Here is a 17,923-nt window from a genome sequence, read left to right as displayed (position 1 = left end):
CATTACGATAAGAAAAATATGATATCGGCAGCAGTTTAACGTGGGTGTTTTCAACCGCAGCTAGATAGCAGAACAGAACAGTGGGGATGGCTCAGTCAATTTGGCTAAAACTCACGGTGTCGGCTTAGATCTTTCATCCGTTGCGAATGTAGTGAAGGCAGAGATCGCACTAGCAGCCCTCTGACATAAGCTGATCCAGCAAGCTATCGAAGCCGTTAAGGGGTTTACACCAATGACACCGTTTGCTCTGACATGGCGGCTATTTTGATTGTGTCAGCTTATCCAGATGGACGACCGGGTTTTCTGCAAATAGATAGCGATCTGCTTTATATTCAAAATCATCACTGGTGGCGTTAAACAGCATCTGTTTGGTATTTTCCAAGTGTTGCCACATCGCCAGTTTAGCCGCATGTGGATCTTTGCAGATCAAAGCATTGAGTATTTCGTCATGATCATCACACCAATTGGCGATTGAGCGTTCATCAATGTGCTCATGCAGTTTAATCCAGTAAGGATTGTTAACACGCTGTACCCACATTTTTTCTACAATGGTTGCCAATGCGCTGTTTTGGGTCGCTTGTGCTACCTGGCAGTGAAACTTCAGGTCCCATTCTGAATCACGAAAGCTCTCCTCTTTGCGAGCCTGCTGCTGGATCTCCATTAACTGGACAATATCCTGTTTGGTCACTTGGGTGGCGGCAAATTCGGCAATGTTGCTCTCAATCAATTGCCGGGCCTGTAATAGTTCAAACGGCCCAGCAGTAGCAAATTCAAAACTGTCTGCTGGCAGCACCAGATTCTTTTGTTGTGTGGCAATGACATGAATGCCTGAACCTTTGCGGACATCAACATAGCCCTCAACTTCCAGCATGATAATCGCCTCACGTACCACTGTGCGGCTGACATCCATCTCCTCAGCGATGCAGCGCTCTGCGGGCAACTTATCACCGATGGTGTAGGTTCCACGCTCAATGCGCTGTTTCAGTTCGGCCGCCAGTTGCTGGTAAAGGCGGCGGGTATCGGTTGATGCCATAAATAAATGCTCTGTGCAGAAGAGGGTGAAAATCAGGAAACTTGTTATACCACTTAACACTGATAGCTACCAGTTTATCACGCCACAAAGGGCGAAACTCGCACTCAAACAGGCTGTCAGCAATACGTTGCTGGGTAGGGTGTTATACCACCTTCAATGCTCTTGTCTGGCAGTATTGCACTTATCTGCACTGTAACTATCCACATTGTAACTGTCCGCATTGCAACTGTCCGCATTGCAACTATCCGCATTGTAATTACCTACATTAGTCACTACCTGCATTAGTAACTGATGGCATTACAGCTAGTGCAGAGGGTACTTCAAGTGGCAGCTCAGAGTTCCTGTTCAAACAACATCAGGATCACATCATAGAGCTGTGCTGCACTGAAGGTGCGCGCCGGCGTAACAAAGATGGTATCGTCACCGGCAATGGTGCCTAAGATGCCTTCCGCTTTGCCGAGTGAGTCAAGCAGGCGTGCGATCAACTGTGCTGCGCCTGGGCTGGTGTGAATGACCACAATTGCGGCGTTATAATCAACATCAAGCACCAGATTTTTCAGTGGGCTGCTGGTAGTAGGCACGCCGAGTTCAGCCGGCAGGCAGTAGACCATCTCCATTTTGGCATTGCGTGTCCGCACTGCGCCAAACTTGGTCAGTAGCCGTGATACTTTGGATTGGTTGACGTTTTCAAAGCCCTCTTCTTGCAATGCGGATACGATCTCGCCTTGAGAACTGAACTTCTCCTCTTTCAGCAATGCTTTAAATGCTTTGATTAAATCTTCTTGCTTGGCAGGGGTACGCATTTCTCACCGTAAAATATCAAGAGTCTGAGGGCTGCTGCCCGATGTGTTGCATCTATTCATGTGCAGGTGAACTACGGGTTGACAGCCTGCGTTATGATTATGCGTACAAATGCATTTTTATGCAATTAATCGCCAATAATCCCCGCTTTGCTGGCAAAAAAGAGAGATGTTTTGGCTGTTAACGAGGTAATAGCCAAGTGATGACAAAGCGCACAAAATGTAACTATTATTTAGCATAATTGTGAACCTCATCGCACTCTTGCTGATTAGTGGAGTTCCGCAGACTAGATTTTAAGAGAAAACTCTATATATTCTGTCAGAAAATTGACTGCCTTAACCGTGAAGGTTCATCGTTGTGAAGGTGTGAGGTACACAGTCCCTTCGCGTTCTCTCGCGCCCAAAGTTTTTTGGGTATATCCGTTAAAAATAATAGAAGGAATATAGGATGAAAGTTGCAGTTCTCGGTGCTGCCGGTGGTATTGGTCAGGCGCTCGCCCTTCTGCTAAAGACTCAGCTTCCCTCAGGTTCTGAACTCTCCCTGTATGACATTGCCCCAGTAACTCCTGGTGTTGCTGTTGATCTCAGCCACATCCCGACTGCCGTTAAAATCAAAGGGTTTACCGGTGAAGATGCCACACCTGCGTTACATGGTGCCGATGTCGTGCTGATCTCTGCCGGGGTGGCACGTAAACCGGGTATGGATCGTTCTGATCTGTTCAATGTGAATGCAGGTATTGTGCGTAATTTGATTCAACAGGTGGCGAAAGCCTGTCCAAAGGCGTGTGTCGGCATCATCACTAACCCCGTCAATACCACCGTAGCGATTGCCGCTGAAGTGCTGAAGAAAGCCGGCGTTTACGACAAGAATAAGCTTTTTGGTATTACGTCGCTCGATATCATCCGTTCGAATACCTTTGTCGCCGAGTTGAAAGGCAAACAGCCTGAAGCGCTCAATGTTCCGGTGATCGGGGGTCACTCTGGTGTCACTATTCTACCGCTGTTATCGCAAATTCCGGGCGTTAGTTTCAGCGATCAGGAAGTTGCTGACTTAACCAAGCGTATCCAGAACGCCGGTACTGAGGTGGTGGAAGCGAAGGCCGGTGGTGGTTCTGCGACGCTGTCGATGGGTGAAGCAGCCGCACGCTTTGGTCTGTCGTTGGTACGAGCGCTGAGCGGTGAGCAAGGGGTGACCGAATGCGCCTATGTTGAAGGCGATGGCAAGTATGCACGCTTCTTTGCACAGCCGGTGTTGCTCGGTAAAAATGGCGTGGAAGAGCGCAAAGATATCGGCACATTAAGCGCATTTGAGCAAAAAGCATTGAATGAGATGTTGACGGTGTTGCGCAGCGATATCGAATTGGGTGAAAAGTTCGTCAATTAACTCAATGCATTGATTAAAAAGATTATCAACGTTTGATGATCAGACAAAAACCGCCGGCAGTGAGCCCGGCGGTTTTTTTTATCGTTTCGTCCTGCTTTTTCTATCTAGTAAGCGTTGTGTTTGTGGATCAAAATAGCGACTGGGCCAGATTTCTGCAGGGTGCATATCCAGCGCATTGGCAATTAACCACTCACCTTTCGGCCACGGACGAGCCAGTGCGTTAGCGAGTGTTGATGAGCTGAGTCCAGCCTCGCGCGAGACTGCCGCCAGTGTTTTTCCTCTTTTCTTTAAAGCCGCGATAACGTCTGCTGGGTGCCAATCAGGATCCCGTGAGTTCATATTTACATTCCTTTATCTATTCGAGAAAGTGCTGTTACTGATTCAACTAACAGCTTAAAATTAAGCGTTTCATCAATAAGAAACGATTTTAGGAAATTATTATACATAGGTTTTTCTAAAAACGGCTTATTGATTTCTTAAAAATAAGCGTTAACACACTAAATCTTGAGATAATGGCTATGAAAAACGAGTGGTTTGCGGCCAAGGAGCTGATTGGTCTTAAAGGAATGCCCTCTTCACCACAAGGCGTCAACCAGATGGCAAGGCGTGAAGGGTGGGTGAGTCGCCGCCGTAAAGGTGTTCAGGGTAGAGGTGTTGAATATCATATTAACAGCTTGCCGAGTGATACTCAGGTTGTGTTGATGTTGCGGGAAAATCCCGATTTTTGCCAACTGGAACGGCAGGAGCCATTAAAAATTTGGGTTGAGTGCTATTACCAGCTCTCATTGAGCGAGCGACGTGAGGTCATGACTTTTCTGATGCGTGAAGGAATTATGAGTTTGTTTGACTGGATTGCAGAGAGAACCAAGTAAATGTGCTTTGGTGAATAAGTGATGGTCAATAATGCATTGATATAAATAACATTTAATCTTGGCAAGGAATGGCTCAAACAAACAATCGTTGATATAAATCATCACCCAAGCAACCAATGGGGCAGTAAAGGCTACCTGCCCTGGTGACTCGCACACCGGATTTTTGGAAAACAAATAATCTATTTTTAGGCAACCAGTATGCATTTTCTGGCAATCAGTTTTTCTTAAAATTGGCGCTGAACTGCTAGGTGTGCTAACCCCTCTAATGCTGCGCGATAGGGTGATGCAGGCAGCACCTGTAGCGCTGCAATTGCTTTATCTGCTTCTAGTTCTGCTCTTTCGCGGGTGTAGTTCAGTGAGCCACACTGCTGCATGGTGGCCAATACCGGTTCCAGCAGATGGCGACCGTTCCCCTGCTCAATTGCTTGTCGGATCATTGCCGCCTGCTCTGTATTTCCATGCCACATAGCATGTAATAGCGGGAGTGTTGGCTTACCTTCGTTAAGGTCATCGCCGATATTTTTACCTAGCGTTTCACCCTTTGAGCTGTAATCCAAAAGATCATCAATCAACTGAAATGCGGTACCCAGATAGCGTCCATAGTCACGTAGTGCGCACTCCTCGGCTTCAGAGGCAGCGGCGAGTATTGCGGAAGATTGTGCAGCAGCTTCAAACAGGCGCGCTGTTTTGCTGTAAATCACGCGCAGGTAGTTCTCTTCGCTAGTGTCAGCATCGTGGATATTCATTAGCTGCAACACTTCACCTTCGGCAATCACATTCACAGCATCTGACATGACCTCCAGGATCCGCAGAGAGGCGAGTTTGGTCATCATCTGAAAAGCGCGGGTATAGATAAAATCACCTACCAGTACGCTGGCTGCATTGCCGAATTCGGCGTTAGCGGTTGCTTTACCACGCCGCATCGATGATTCATCAACCACATCGTCGTGTAGTAGGGTCGCGGTGTGCAGAAATTCGATCAGTGCGGCGACGGTGGTGTGTTGCTCACCTTGGTAATTGAGTGCACGCGCTGCCAGAACAGCAATCATTGGGCGAATGCGTTTACCACCGCCACTGATGATGTAATAGCCCAGTTGCTTGATCAACATCACGTCGGAATCGAGTTGTTGCAGAATCGTTGCATTCACGATCGCCATGTCTTGCGAAGTTAACTCAGTTATTTGCTCTAGGTTCATGGTATTTTCAGCTATGTCTCTTGTGATTGCGATCCGGATCAAACGACGGATGTTGTTTAGGCAGTCGTTCTAACACATTTATTATGTTTGATGCGATTTGTTGATAACTTTGTCCGCTGTGGTTGCATTGCTCAAGTGAAGCCATGCCAAGGCAGGATTTAGACACGGCCTAGACCCAGCATTGTACCGTTGAAAGCTAACGTTTTGCTATTGAAAGCCAATATCGCATTTTTCCACACCAATGTTTTGTTAAACAAAACAAATTCTCGATAACGCCGATGCGTGATGTCACACCGCTCAATCCGGTTGCCGTTCCTGGAGTACGACGATAAAGCTTATCGAGTTTGGCGCACCGTCCGATGGTGAAAGGCCGCTTCATGCAACTTTCGACAGTAGCGGTTGCTCTGATTGTACTAAAAAAATCGTATAGATAAAGGTAAGAAAACGGTTCACGTGCTCGCGCTTTTCTCTCTTTTGCCAGATTATGCGCTTGTCATAAGCAGAATTATTGCGTAGAATTCGCGCCCTATTGTTGAATATTTATAGCGTGCGTCGCCATTGAGCGGTTAGGCACGCGGAAAGCGGAGTTTTATATGTACGCGGTTTTCCAAAGTGGTGGTAAACAACACCGAGTAAGCGAAGGGCAGACCGTTCGCTTGGAAAAGCTGGACATCGCAACTGGTGAAGCAGTTGAGTTTGACCAAGTTTTGATGATCGCCAATGGCGAACAGATCTCTATCGGCGCACCTTTTGTTGCTGGTGGAAAGATCAAGGCTGAAGTAGTTGCTCACGGTCGTGGCGAAAAAATCAAGATTGTTAAGTTTCGTCGCCGTAAGCACTATCGTAAGCAGCAGGGCCACCGCCAGTGGTTCACAGACGTTAAAATCACCGGCATCAGCGCTTAAGTTAGGAGAGCAGATTAATGGCACACAAAAAAGCTGGCGGCTCAACGCGTAATGGTCGCGACTCACAGGCTAAACGTCTCGGCGTGAAGCGTTTTGGTGGCGAAGCAGTGTTGGCAGGTAGCATCATTGTTCGTCAACGCGGTACCAAGTTCCATGCAGGCACTAACGTAGGTTGTGGTAAAGATCACACTCTGTTTGCGCTGAAAGATGGCAAAGTCAAGTTTGAAGTTAAAGGCCCGAACGGTCGTAAGTTTATCAGTATCGAAGCTGAATAACTGTTCGTTGCCAGACCAGTATAAATAAGCCCTGCAACTTGTTGCGGGGCTTTTTTCATCTGTCTGAGGTGGATATTGCTGCTATGCTTGGTGCAGCGTTCTGTTATCGGCAGAGACCCGCCAGTTTGCCAACTAAAAGCAACTGGGTGAATGATTTACGGAGATGGAAAATGAAGTTTGTAGATGAAGCGATGATCCAGGTCGTGGCAGGTGATGGTGGTAATGGCTGCGTCAGTTTCCGCCGTGAAAAATACATCCCAAACGGTGGGCCGGATGGCGGTGACGGTGGTGATGGCGGTGATGTCTATCTACAGGCAGATGAAAATTTAAACACACTGATTGACTACCGTTTTGAAAAATCTTTCCGTGCTGAACGGGGCCAAAATGGCCAGGGGCGCGATTGTACCGGTAAGCGTGGTAAAGATGTGGTGATTAAAGTCCCAGTCGGTACCCGGGTGAAAGATCAGGGTACGGGTGAGATCATCGGTGATATGACGCAGCATCAACAGCGCTTAATGGTGGCTAAAGGCGGTTGGCATGGTCTGGGCAACACCAGGTTTAAATCGTCAGTCAACCGCGCACCACGGCAAAAGACGATGGGCACTAAAGGCGAGATACGCGAGCTGCTGCTAGAGTTGCTGCTGTTGGCTGATGTTGGCATGTTGGGGTTGCCAAATGCGGGTAAATCGACCTTTATCCGAGCAGTTTCAGCAGCCAAACCCAAAGTAGCCGACTATCCATTCACCACACTGGTACCGAGTTTAGGGGTTGTGCGGATGGATAGCGAGCAGAGCTTTGTGGTGGCCGATATTCCAGGTTTGATTGAAGGTGCTCATGAAGGTGCGGGGCTGGGGATCCGTTTTCTTAAGCATCTGGAGCGTTGCCGCGTGTTGCTGCATCTGGTCGATATCGCGCCGATCGATGGTTCCGATCCAACCGAGAATGCCAAGATCATTATCAATGAGTTAAATCAGTACAGCGAAAAACTGGCCCAGAAGCCACGTTGGTTGGTATTTAATAAAATTGATACGCTTGATCAGCAAGAAGCGGTTGAGCGCGCGAAAGTGATCGCCGAAGGGATCGGATGGCATGATAACTACTATTTGATCTCTGCCGCGACCCGCGCCGGTGTGGATTTGTTGTGTTGGGAAGTGATGAATTTCATCAATACACAACCGAAAGCACTCCCAGCAGAGGAGAGCGTAGAAAAAGTCGAATTTATGTGGGATGACTATCACCGTGAGCAACTGGCTGCGGTTGAAGAGGAAGCAGAAGATGATTGGGATGATGATTGGGACGAAGATGATGACGAGGGTGTCGAGATCATCTACCACAAGTAATCTTTGCTAACCTGTATATCTGCAAGGGAAATCCCTTGCAGATAATAACTGGAGCGGTGTTAATCGCAGTTCTGCACACTCAAAGCAGTTGTGCCAAGCGGTTAAGATCAGACTGGATCGCTCCGGCACTGACATCACGCCCGGCACCAGGCCCACGGATCACCAACGGTGTATCACGATACCAGCGGCTTTCAATGGCAAAAACGTTATCGCATGGGTGCAATGATGCCAGTGGATGATTGGCGGGCACGGCCTCTATGCCAACGCGTGCTTTACCGTTCGCATCAAAACGGGCGACGTGGCGCAGTAATAGATCCTCTCGCTTGGCATCCTTCAAACGTTGCAGCATCTGCTGATCGAGCAGTTCGCTATTTTCGAAAAAGTGGTCGATCGAACCGGCTTCAGCGAGGGGTGGCACGAGCGACTCGACGCGCACTTGATCAGGTTCGATGTCATAGCCCGCCTCACGAGCGAGGATCACCAGCTTGCGCATCACATCTTGTCCTGAAAGATCGATACGTGGATCTGGTTCCGTTAGCCCTTGCTGCCAGGCCTGATCAAGCAGCTCACTAAACGGCACCGAACCATCAAACTGCAGAAATAGCCAAGAGAGCGTACCGGAAAAGATACCGCTGATTGCTAAGATAGTGTCGCCACTGTCTCGCAGATCACGCACGGTGTGGTTAACCGGTAAACCGGCACCGACGGTGGCGTTATAGAGCCAGTGTCGTCCGGTTTTAGCGAATGCATCACGGATTTGACGGTAGTGATCGCTGCCTGCCGCACCGGCTAGCTTATTAGCTGTAATGACATGAAAACCGTAGCTGGCAAAATCAAGATAGCGTTGTGCTAACTGCTCGCTGGCGGTGATATCGAGCACCACAAGATCATCAAATGGATGGGCACGCATCCAACTTAGCAGTGATAGTTGATCCAGAGGTTGTGACTGTTTTTCAAAAATATTCACCACTTGGCTAGCATCAAGACCGTGATAGTCGAGCAGACAGCCCTGTTGGCCCACCACACCGGCCAGAATAAATTCAAAACCGCTACGTGCGGAAAGATTTTTCTGTTCACGTGCAAACAACTCTAACCAGCGCGAGCCAATATTTCCTTTGCCAAACAGCACTAAGCCAATACGTTTTTCCGCACGAAACAGAGAATGGTGCAACCCCTGGATCAACGATTCGGTTGGCCCCTGGCGTAATACCGCCACCAGACTGATCCCCTCTTCTGGCTGCCAGATAAACTCGACTGGCTGATCTTTAAGCTGCTGGTAGAAACGGTGACTATGCAGTGGGTTATTACATACGCCAGCCCCGACCAGAGCCACCAGCGCTAGCCCATTGCGTAGCTGTAACTCGCCAGGCAGATTGATTTGTTGCAGGGCCTGATAAGCAAAATCGGCCACCTCGGCGGTGTAGCAGAGTTGCAGCAGGTTACGGTCAGGGTGGGCACCCAGTGCTAACGGTCGCACCTGCATCCGGCTGAGCAGCAGATCCAGCTCTTTTTGCCACTGCTTGATGTCTTGCTCGGCGGGCAGTTGCCATTCGATTAGACAGACATCATCGTGGCTGGTGACAATCTTGGCTCCATTACCGGAGGCCAACACGCGTTCGATACGTGTCGCCCCCTGTTCCGGTTGGTAACTGCACCGTAGCTGAAGATCAACATCGCTGGCGGAAACCGGTTGTAACGTGCGTGTATGCAGCACAGGTGCCGCCAGACGTGCCAGTTCACTGGCTTCATCAAGCCGTAGCAGTGGCAGCAGGCAGGCATCTTTTACTTTGCGAGGATCGGCACTGTAGACGCCAGCCACATCACTCCAGATAGTGACCTGTGCGACACCCGCCAGCGCACCAATCTGTGTTGCTGAGTAGTCGCTGCCATTGCGCCCGAGCAGTACCGTCTCGCCTTGCTGATTGCGTGAAATAAAGCCGGTCACGACGAGTCGCTTGTTGCTGTGTTGTACCAACAGTTGTTGTAACAGCGGGAAAGAGCGTTGTTCATCCACCTTGGGTTGCGCGGCGCGCTCGGCGCACAGAAAATCACGCGCATCCAGCGCTACTGCAGGCATAGCTTGTTGGTTCAGTAATGCTGCCATCAGACGCGCAGACCAGATCTCGCCATGACCGACGACCTCGGCATAGACCGCTTCAGTGGGTTGACGATCCAGCAAGTGGGCTAAACGCTCCAGATCAGCAATAAAACGGCTCACTAACGGCTGTGCGATCTCTGTGGGCAGTAAATGGCTAATCAGATCGCTGTGGTAACGACGCAGAGACTGCTGTTCCTGGTGTGCTGCCAGTCGATCAGTTTGATTAAGTTGCAGCCAGCGAATTAACTGGTTAGTGGTGTTGCCGGCAGCGGAAACGACCATGATATCGTTGGGTTGACTATATTCGGCCATAATGGCAGCAACGCGCAGATAGCACTGAGCATCTGCTAGGCTGCTGCCACCAAATTTGTGCAGTTGACGCCCGTTCACTGAATTTCCTCCCCCTGATTGGCTTAATGAATTAGTTTTTGCCAGCTAACTGGAACGCCTGTTCTAAATCGGCGATTAAATCTTCGCTATCTTCTATGCCGACTGAAATGCGTAACAGATTGTCAGAGATCCCTGCTGCGGCTCGAGCTTCTGCGGACATTCCAGCGTGCGTCATGGTGGCTGCGTGAGAGATCAGGCTCTCAACCCCGCCCAGTGACTCCGCCAGGGTAAACAGCTGCAATCCGGCCAGAAAACGACATAGTAGCGCTTCATCACCTGCTAATTCAAAGCTCAGCATCGCACCAAAGCCGAATTGTTGACGGCAGGCAATCTGATGCCCTGGGTGGGTAGGGAGTGAGGGATAGTAGAGTTTATTGACCAGTGGATGGTGCTGTAAATAATCGACAATCGCAGTGGCATTTTGTTGTGCTGCTTTGATTCGTGGTGACAGGGTACGGATACCACGCAAGAGCAGATAGCTGTCAAAGGCGGCACCCGTTACGCCAATATTATTGGCCCACCAAGCGAGTTGTTCCGCCAACGGCTGATCTTTGGCGATCACTGTGCCAGCAACCACATCTGAGTGGCCATTCAGGTACTTAGTGCAAGAATGCACCACCAGATCAGCACCCAATGCGAGAGGTTGTTGCAGCGCTGGACTGAGGAAGGTGTTATCAACTACCGTCAGGGCGCCTGCCGCATGTGCAGCGTCACAGAGTGCTGCAATATCAACGACTCGCAATAGGGGGTTGCTGGGGCTTTCGATCAACATCAGTTTTGGCTGTTGTGACAGCGCCTGTTGCACCGCCTGTGAGTCACCCTGATCGACAAACAGGACTCGATAGGCTCCACGCTCAGCCAGGCTGTTGAACAGGCGGTAAGTACCACCGTAGCAATCGTGTGGAGCGACCAACAGATCGCCGGGTTTGAGTAATGCAGTGGTCAGCAGATGGATCGCCGCCATACCGCTGTTGGTCATAATCGCATCTGCACCACCTTCCAATTCCGCTAATGTGCGTTGTACCACATCGCGCGACGGATTGCCCCGGCGCGAGTAGTCGTGTGTACGTGGTTGATTAAATCCTTTGAAATTGTAGGTGCTGGAGAGATGAATCGGTGGTACAACACAACCAAATTGCTCATCATTATTCAGGCCGCTGCGCACGGCGATAGTGGCTGGTTTACGTCTCATGGCTGGCTTGGCTCTCAAAATAGCGGGGGAAAGAGGGAGATAAGGTTACACCCGCCATAAATAGACGTCAATACATCTAGACATCCAAATAACTGGTGCGACGATTGAGCAAAAAAGCAATCACCGCTAAAATTGGACGTTGTGTCTCAATCGCTTTGCACTTGGCACGAATTTTTGTCAGTTTTGAGGTGACAGAACGCGCTAGTTTGGGCGATATTCTTTTGCCGTAGCAGGTGAGTGTTGGGGCATAATCGGTATGCCCCGCGCTTGTTTGGCACGATATTTGTCGCACATTTAGTGTGGTATTCAGGCATAATTGGCAGGTTTCTCGGGTTTAAGATTTAATGTTAAGGTGTCCCATGGCGGAGTGGAACGGTGAATATGTCAGCCCTTATGCTGAACACGGTAAAAAAAGTGAACAGGTCAAAAAGATCACGGTATCCATCCCGCTGAAGGTATTAAAAATTTTGACAGATGAGCGCACCCGTCGCCAGGTCAATAATCTGCGTCATGCCACGAATAGCGAACTGCTCTGTGAAGCATTTCTCCATGCGTTTACTGGGCAGCCGCTACCGGATGATGAAGATTTGCGCAAAGAGCGTCATGATGAAATCCCGGAAGTGGCGAAAGCGCTGATGCGTGAGTTGGGCGTGGATCCTGATACCTGGGAGTATTGAACTGAGGCAGTGCGATGGAAAGCCGTGTTACAGGTAAAGCGTGTTTAGCAACAAACACAAGCTTCACCAACAAAAAAGGCACCTGAGGTGCCTTTTTTATCTTGCGCGAGAAAATTACTTCTTGATGCCTGGTACACTGAAACGCTTGTTAAAGCGGTCAACACGGCCGCCAGTTGCCACATCACGTTGTTTGCCAGTGTAGAACGGGTGGCAGGCACCGCAAACGTCAAGGTTCAAGTTGTGACCGACAGTCGAGCGGATTTTCATTACATTACCGCAAGAACAAGTAGCGGTAACTTCTTCATATTTCGGGTGGATATCTTTTTTCATGGAAAACCTCAGTTAAGGCCGTGTCGCTATCCAGCCCTGTTTCGCCAGACACCACACGCAGTTAATAATCGATTTTGATATGGGAACATACCAAAGGCGGCAAATTATACCGAATATAATCGTCGGTGCAATCGGAACCGTACATTTGCCAATTTGCCGTGTAAACTAAGCGACATCTCTTCTGCTTGGAATGCTACATGGCTGTTGTACACGTCGCTTTACCGATCCACCTTGCGCGGACTTTTGATTACCTGTTGCCTGAGGGGGTATCACCGATTATTGGTGCCCGCGTCAGTGTTCCGTGGGGCAAACGGCAGGCGATAGGGATGGTGATTGGCCACAGCCAACAGAGTGAGTTACCGCTTGAAAAGTTAAAACCGATCCACCATTTTATCGACCAAAACTCCCTGTTTTCCGACGCATTGTGGCGTATTCTGCGCTGGGCGAGCGACTATTATCACCATCCCTTGGGCGAAGTGCTATTTCATGCTCTGCCGGTAGTATTGCGGCAGGGCAAATTACCAGAGATCAGCCAGAAGTGGCTGTGGGTAGCGACTGAGCAAGGGCAGGCGACGCAATTGCACGAGCTTAAGCGTGCGCCTAAACAGCAGCAGGCACTTGCGGCACTGCAGCAGCAAACTCTGTCTCGCGAAAAAATGGATTCACTTCAGATATCCGGCCAAGCGCTACAGGCATTACGGGCGAAAGGGCTGGTTGAATTACAGCCACAGACAGTAACGGCTGTCGATTGGCGACCCTGTTTCGCAGTACAGGGCGAGCGTTTGCGCCTCAACAGTGAACAGGCGACAGCCGTAGGAGCGATCCGCAGTGAAGATGATCGTTTTGCTGCCTGGGTATTAGCAGGCATCACCGGTTCTGGCAAAACCGAAGTCTATCTCACAGTATTAGAAAATATTTTATCCTGCGGCAAGCAGGCGCTGGTGTTAGTGCCGGAAATTGGTTTGACACCACAGACGATCGCCCGCTTCCGGCAACGTTTTAGCGCACCGGTTGATGTATTGCACTCGGCACTGAACGATAGCGAGCGCTTGGCAGTCTGGTGCCGAGCGCGTAGTGGTGAAACCGCAATTGTGATTGGTACCCGCTCGGCGCTGTTCACGCCATTTGCGCGCTTGGGGGTGATCATCGTTGATGAGGAGCACGACAGTTCCTATAAACAGCAAGAAGGTTGGCGCTACCACGCGCGTGACTTGGCGGTGATGCGCGCACGTGAAGAGGCGGTTCCAATTGTGCTGGGTTCAGCAACACCAGCGCTGGAGACGCTACACAATGTTGCATTGGGAAAATATCGTCAACTCAACTTAACCCAACGTGCTGGGAATGCTAAACCTCCACAGCAATCACTGATCGATTTAAAAGGCCAGCCGCTGAAAGCGGGGTTATCCGCCGCGTTACTAAGCCGGATGCGACATCATCTCGAACAGGGAAATCAGGTGTTGTTGTTCTTAAACCGTCGTGGTTACGCCCCAGCGCTGTTATGTCATGAGTGTGGCTGGATCGCCGAATGTCGCCATTGCGATCACTACTTTACCCTACATCAGCAGCAGCGACAGCTACGTTGCCACCACTGTGACAATCAACGCCCGGTACCACAGCAGTGCCAGCAGTGTGGTTCCACACATCTGGTCGCCGTGGGTGTTGGCACTGAACAGTTGGCAGATGTGCTACCAGAACAGTTTCCAACGATCGCAATCACTCGTATAGACCGTGATACCACCAGCCGTAAAGGGCAACTAGAGCAGCATTTGGCAGAGATCGGTCGTGATGGCGCCCGAATACTGATTGGTACCCAGATGTTGGCTAAGGGACACCATTTCCCGAATGTCACACTGGTAGCTCTGCTGGATGTAGATGCTGCGCTGTTTTCGGCGGATTTTCGCACGGCGGAACGCTTCGCACAGTTGTACACCCAGGTTTCTGGTCGTGCTGGCCGAGCAGGCAAGCCAGGTGAGGTGTTACTACAAACACACCACCCCGAGCATCCATTGCTACAGATACTATTGCAGCAGGGCTATCATGCTTTTGCACAGCAGGCTCTGCTTGAACGCCGTAGCACCCTGCTACCGCCTTATACCAGCCACATTATTCTGCGCGCCGAAGATCGTGACAATCAGCAGGCAGCAGACTTTTTGCGCCACTGTCGCCAGCAATTGGAGAGCAATCCATTATCGGATCAGGCGCTCTGGTTGATGGGGCCGGTGCCAGCATTACAGTCAAAGCGTAGCGGCCGTTTTCGCTGGCAGTTGGTATTGCAGCACAGCTCGCGCCGACAACTACAGCAATTGTTAAAAACCAGCTTACCTGCGATCGAAGCATTGCCGAAAACACATCAGTTGAAGTGGGCAATCGATGTTGATCCGCTTGAGAATTAGCCTTGTGAGGTTGGCGTGTTTATCGTTGTCCTGTCGGTGGTTGGCTGGCGAATTTGCGATCTGGCACGAGAAAAATGCATAAACTCTGCGCTGTTAGCAAAATTCCCTAACAAAAGTAGCCAATAGTCTGCTTAGATAGCAGCACAATGTCTGCGTAACCCAATGTTATTCAATTCATCTCATATCTAATGACAGGCGCTTGCCGCAGGCGAAAAAGTCTCCCTATTTGACCCAGGTGAAACCGAAGGAGCCGCGTGATGGAACAGAGAAAAGCGTCATTGACCGCCACGATGAAGGACGTTGCAGAAATGGCGGGTGTTTCAACGGCCACTGTCTCACGTGCGTTAATGAAACCTGATAAGGTCTCCAGATTGACACGCCAAAAGGTGGATCGGGCGATGTTGGCGGTTGGTTACTCGCGCAATGCCAGCCTTGGCAACAATAGGCGCTATCACTCACATACCTTGCTGGCGATCGTCTCGGATCTTTGTGATCCAGGCATTGCTGATCTGATAGCGGGTGTCGAGCAGATTGCTAGCCAGCACGGTTATTTGCTATTGGTGAGTCAACTGAGCAAACGGCTGGGGCAACAGAGTTTTATCAATCTGATTATCACTAAACAGATTGATGGCATTCTGCTACTCAGTGGCGGGTTGCCGTTTGCTTTGAGTGAGGAAGAGCGGCGTAGTCTGCCACCTATGGTGCTAGCCAATCAGTTGCTGCCGGAGCTGGAACTTCCTGCGGTGCATATCGATAATCTGACGGCGGCGTTTGAAGCGGTGAGTTACCTTCATTCGCTTGGGCACCGACAGATTGCCTGTCTAACCGGTGATGAACGGCTACTATTGAGTCAATACCGTTTGCAAGGTTATCTGCAGGCATTACGGCGTCATGACATCCACGTCGAAAGCCGATATATTCTGCGCGGCGATTTTAGTTATGAGGCCGGTGCGCGTGCGATTAGCGCGCTGATGACACAAGCTAAACCACCAACTGCGCTATTTTGTCATAGCGACGTGATGGCAATTGGTGCTCTGTCACAAGCGAAAAAGCTCGGTTTGCGCATTCCACAGGATCTCTCGATTGTTGGTTTTGATGATATCGAGCAGGCTAGGCATTGTGATCCTCCGCTGACTACTGTGGCACAGCCGCGTTTTCAGATTGGCCAACAGGCAGTGAAATTGCTGCTAGAGCAGTTAAATGGGTTACCGGTTTATAGTGGTTCACGTTTGTTGGAGAGTGAACTGATTATCAGAGGTAGCACTGCGGTAGCTAAACGCTAGTCAACGATTGGGTGTTTCAGTAGACTGAGCGCTGATCGGCATTGGCGTTAACGTTTAACCGCCTATCCTATTAGAGGAATTTTCGTTGTCGTATTGCTCGTTTGCCATGTTGTTTCTTGGCAGAGCCGAAATCCTCACTGACTGCGCGTACGCTGTGGTTTCTACACGTTCTGCGGGTCTAAACTGGTGGTGCCAATGGTGCTTACTGGGGTAGGTGCCAAGTAAAACAGACTGGAATTAGAGTGGCACAAAAAGATTATATTGGTCGTGGGCAGAACAAAACGACACGGCGTAAGGCGGCTGGCGGCAGTAAACGTTCAGCAAAAGCGAAAAAAGCAAATAAGCTATCCAAAATGACACTGCTGCTGGTGGCTGCTGTGGTGGCTGTTTTCATCCTGGCGCTCTACTTTGTTAAGCAGCATAAACCAGACACACCCGCACAAAAATCAACACAGCCACAACATAGTCAGCCAGCAGGCGGATTGCCGCCTAAGCCGCAAGAGCGCTGGCGTTACATCAAAGAGCTGGAAAATCGGCCGATTGGTGTACGGCAACCGACAGAACCGAAATCGAGTGGTGAAGTGGGGGCAAATACCACGCTCACCGCCGAGCAGCGGCAGTTGCTAGAGCAGATAGAAGCCGATATGCGTCAGCCGCCGACACCGCTACCCGGCGTGAGCGGCAATAACCGTACTCGCTCGCCCTCGCCGCAACCAACAGTGGTCAATCCACCGACACGCGCAGCCTCGGCAAATAGCAACAGTTCGGTCAGCGGCAAAACCCAGGCCAATAGCAAGCCTGAGCAGAAGTCGCAGTGGATCGTGCAGTGTGGATCATTTCGTGTTGCCGATCAGGCGGAGTCAGTGCGTGTTAAATTGGCATTTGCTGGCATTGAAAGCCGAGTCACGGTTTCTGGTGGCTGGAATCGAGTGGTGCTTGGCCCGTACCACAACCGCACCCAAGTTGATCAATCATTGGCACGTTTGAAGGCCGCAGGTATGCCGGAGTGTATCACTGTACCGGTTAGGGGTTGAAAAATAGCAATTCTCCCCCATTTATAACCGGGTGGTTGTTATCACCCACAGACCGCCTGTTGTCACGAGGCTAACGATCACCTCGGCCACTGCCAGCGGTTTGGTTGTATAACGTTTATTGCCTCTATGGCATCTGTTGCTACAGGTTGCTGTGTGGGTTTTTTCTTTTTGCGATAAGGGGCTGCTCGTGACAACAATTGTAAGTGTGCGCCGCAATGGTCAGGTGGTAATTGGTGGTGATGGTCAAGCCACACTAGGTAACACTGTGATGAAGGGCAACGTTAAAAAAGTGCGTCGGCTGTATAACGATAAAGTGATAGCCGGCTTTGCCGGTGGCACAGCGGATGCTTTCACACTGTTTGAATTATTTGAACGTAAACTTGAACTGCATCAAGGGCATCTGGTTAAAGCAGCGGTTGAGTTAGCTAAAGATTGGCGGACTGATCGTATGTTGCGAAAATTAGAAGCATTGCTGGCAGTTGCTGATGAAAATGCCTCACTGATTATCACCGGTAATGGTGATGTGGTGCAGCCAGAAAATGACTTGATTGCCATTGGTTCTGGCGGCCCTTATGCCCAAGCTGCAGCACGTGCATTATTGGAAAACAGCTCGTTAAATGCGCGAGAAATTGTTGAGAAGTCTCTCACTATCGCTGGTGATATCTGTATTTACACCAATAATTTCCATACTATCGAAGAATTACCTTCCAAAGTGTAAGGA

General features: G+C 50.0%; 17 protein-coding genes. 10 read left to right on the top strand and 7 right to left on the bottom strand.

All coding sequences use genetic code 11. The features are described from left to right. Window positions 1–259: 259 nt before the first annotated feature. Together exuR and argR are read right to left on the bottom strand one after the other, a co-directional pair. The gene (gene exuR, locus EOJ37_RS02145) at window positions 260–1,033 is read right to left on the bottom strand and encodes a transcriptional regulator ExuR (protein WP_127957216.1); all 774 of its coding nucleotides are present in this window, start codon (window positions 1,031–1,033) and stop codon (window positions 260–262) included. Between the two features lie 332 nt (window positions 1,034–1,365). Beyond that, entirely contained in the window at window positions 1,366–1,836 is a 471-nt protein-coding gene (argR, locus tag EOJ37_RS02140; RefSeq protein ID WP_127957212.1) for a transcriptional regulator ArgR, read from the bottom strand. Window positions 1,837–2,281: 445 nt separating this feature from the next. Here argR and mdh point away from each other — a divergent pair, with 445 nt between their 5' ends. Continuing rightward, window positions 2,282–3,217 (top strand): malate dehydrogenase, encoded by a 936-nt coding sequence (gene mdh, locus EOJ37_RS02135; RefSeq protein WP_127957209.1) that lies wholly within the window; start codon window positions 2,282–2,284, stop codon window positions 3,215–3,217. 78 nt (window positions 3,218–3,295) lie between these two features. Here mdh and EOJ37_RS02130 read toward each other — a convergent pair whose 3' ends face one another. Beyond that, window positions 3,296–3,556, bottom strand: coding sequence for a helix-turn-helix domain-containing protein (locus EOJ37_RS02130; protein ID WP_127957206.1), 261 nt, complete (start codon window positions 3,554–3,556; stop codon window positions 3,296–3,298). Between the two features lie 179 nt (window positions 3,557–3,735). Between EOJ37_RS02130 and EOJ37_RS02125 the strand changes: the two genes are divergently transcribed. Beyond that, window positions 3,736–4,089 carry a DNA-binding protein gene (locus EOJ37_RS02125; RefSeq protein ID WP_127957575.1) on the top strand — a complete coding sequence of 118 codons (354 nt, stop codon included), beginning with the start codon at window positions 3,736–3,738 and terminating at the stop codon, window positions 4,087–4,089. A 224-nt stretch (window positions 4,090–4,313) separates the two neighbouring features. Here EOJ37_RS02125 and ispB read toward each other — a convergent pair whose 3' ends face one another. Continuing rightward, window positions 4,314–5,285, bottom strand: coding sequence for an octaprenyl diphosphate synthase (gene ispB / locus EOJ37_RS02120; protein ID WP_127957203.1), 972 nt, complete (start codon window positions 5,283–5,285; stop codon window positions 4,314–4,316). A gap of 593 nt (window positions 5,286–5,878) precedes the next feature. Here ispB and rplU point away from each other — a divergent pair. From rplU to cgtA, 3 genes are all read left to right on the top strand, one after another. After that, the gene (gene rplU, locus EOJ37_RS02115) at window positions 5,879–6,190 is read left to right on the top strand and encodes a 50S ribosomal protein L21 (protein WP_127957200.1); all 312 of its coding nucleotides are present in this window, start codon (window positions 5,879–5,881) and stop codon (window positions 6,188–6,190) included. Window positions 6,191–6,207: 17 nt separating this feature from the next. Beyond that, a complete protein-coding gene (gene rpmA, locus EOJ37_RS02110) occupies window positions 6,208–6,465 on the top strand; it encodes a 50S ribosomal protein L27 (protein WP_127957196.1) in 258 nt (85 codons plus the stop codon). 170 nt (window positions 6,466–6,635) lie between these two features. Beyond that, window positions 6,636–7,805: an Obg family GTPase CgtA gene (gene cgtA / locus EOJ37_RS02105; RefSeq protein WP_127957193.1), complete on the top strand. Its 1,170-nt coding sequence runs from the start codon at window positions 6,636–6,638 to the stop codon at window positions 7,803–7,805. A gap of 79 nt (window positions 7,806–7,884) precedes the next feature. On the opposite strand, the gene EOJ37_RS02100 is transcribed toward cgtA, so the two are convergent. Beyond that, a complete protein-coding gene (locus EOJ37_RS02100) occupies window positions 7,885–10,293 on the bottom strand; it encodes a bifunctional aspartate kinase/homoserine dehydrogenase II (protein ID WP_162473641.1) in 2,409 nt (802 codons plus the stop codon). A 31-nt stretch (window positions 10,294–10,324) separates the two neighbouring features. Continuing rightward, the gene (gene metB / locus EOJ37_RS02095) at window positions 10,325–11,485 is read right to left on the bottom strand and encodes a cystathionine gamma-synthase (protein ID WP_127957188.1); all 1,161 of its coding nucleotides are present in this window, start codon (window positions 11,483–11,485) and stop codon (window positions 10,325–10,327) included. 359 nt (window positions 11,486–11,844) lie between these two features. Between metB and metJ the strand changes: the two genes are divergently transcribed. After that, window positions 11,845–12,162 (top strand): met regulon transcriptional regulator MetJ, encoded by a 318-nt coding sequence (metJ, locus tag EOJ37_RS02090; protein WP_127957185.1) that lies wholly within the window; start codon window positions 11,845–11,847, stop codon window positions 12,160–12,162. 114 nt (window positions 12,163–12,276) lie between these two features. Here the strand turns inward: metJ and rpmE are convergent, their stop codons facing one another. Next, a complete protein-coding gene (gene rpmE, locus EOJ37_RS02085) occupies window positions 12,277–12,492 on the bottom strand; it encodes a 50S ribosomal protein L31 (protein WP_127957182.1) in 216 nt (71 codons plus the stop codon). 197 nt (window positions 12,493–12,689) lie between these two features. Here rpmE and priA point away from each other — a divergent pair, with 197 nt between their 5' ends. The 4 genes from priA (at window position 12,690) to hslV (ending at window position 17,920) form a co-directional block, all read left to right on the top strand. Next, window positions 12,690–14,885 carry a primosomal protein N' gene (gene priA, locus EOJ37_RS02080; RefSeq protein WP_127957180.1) on the top strand — a complete coding sequence of 732 codons (2,196 nt, stop codon included), beginning with the start codon at window positions 12,690–12,692 and terminating at the stop codon, window positions 14,883–14,885. Between the two features lie 257 nt (window positions 14,886–15,142). Further along, the gene (cytR, locus tag EOJ37_RS02075; protein ID WP_127957177.1) at window positions 15,143–16,168 is read left to right on the top strand and encodes a DNA-binding transcriptional regulator CytR; all 1,026 of its coding nucleotides are present in this window, start codon (window positions 15,143–15,145) and stop codon (window positions 16,166–16,168) included. Between the two features lie 242 nt (window positions 16,169–16,410). Beyond that, window positions 16,411–17,202: an SPOR domain-containing protein gene (locus EOJ37_RS02070; RefSeq protein ID WP_127957174.1), complete on the top strand. Its 792-nt coding sequence runs from the start codon at window positions 16,411–16,413 to the stop codon at window positions 17,200–17,202. A gap of 187 nt (window positions 17,203–17,389) precedes the next feature. Then, window positions 17,390–17,920, top strand: a complete 531-nt coding sequence (hslV, locus tag EOJ37_RS02065) for an ATP-dependent protease subunit HslV (protein WP_127957171.1) — start codon at window positions 17,390–17,392, stop codon at window positions 17,918–17,920. The last annotated feature ends 3 nt before the right edge of the window (window positions 17,921–17,923 follow it).

The organism is Serratia microhaemolytica, from assembly GCF_004011885.1.
In the GTDB taxonomy this organism is placed as follows: domain Bacteria; phylum Pseudomonadota; class Gammaproteobacteria; order Enterobacterales; family Enterobacteriaceae; genus Serratia_G; species Serratia_G microhaemolytica.
Note: the sequence above shows the minus strand (reverse complement) of the source record. Positions and strands in the feature narration are given on the sequence as shown.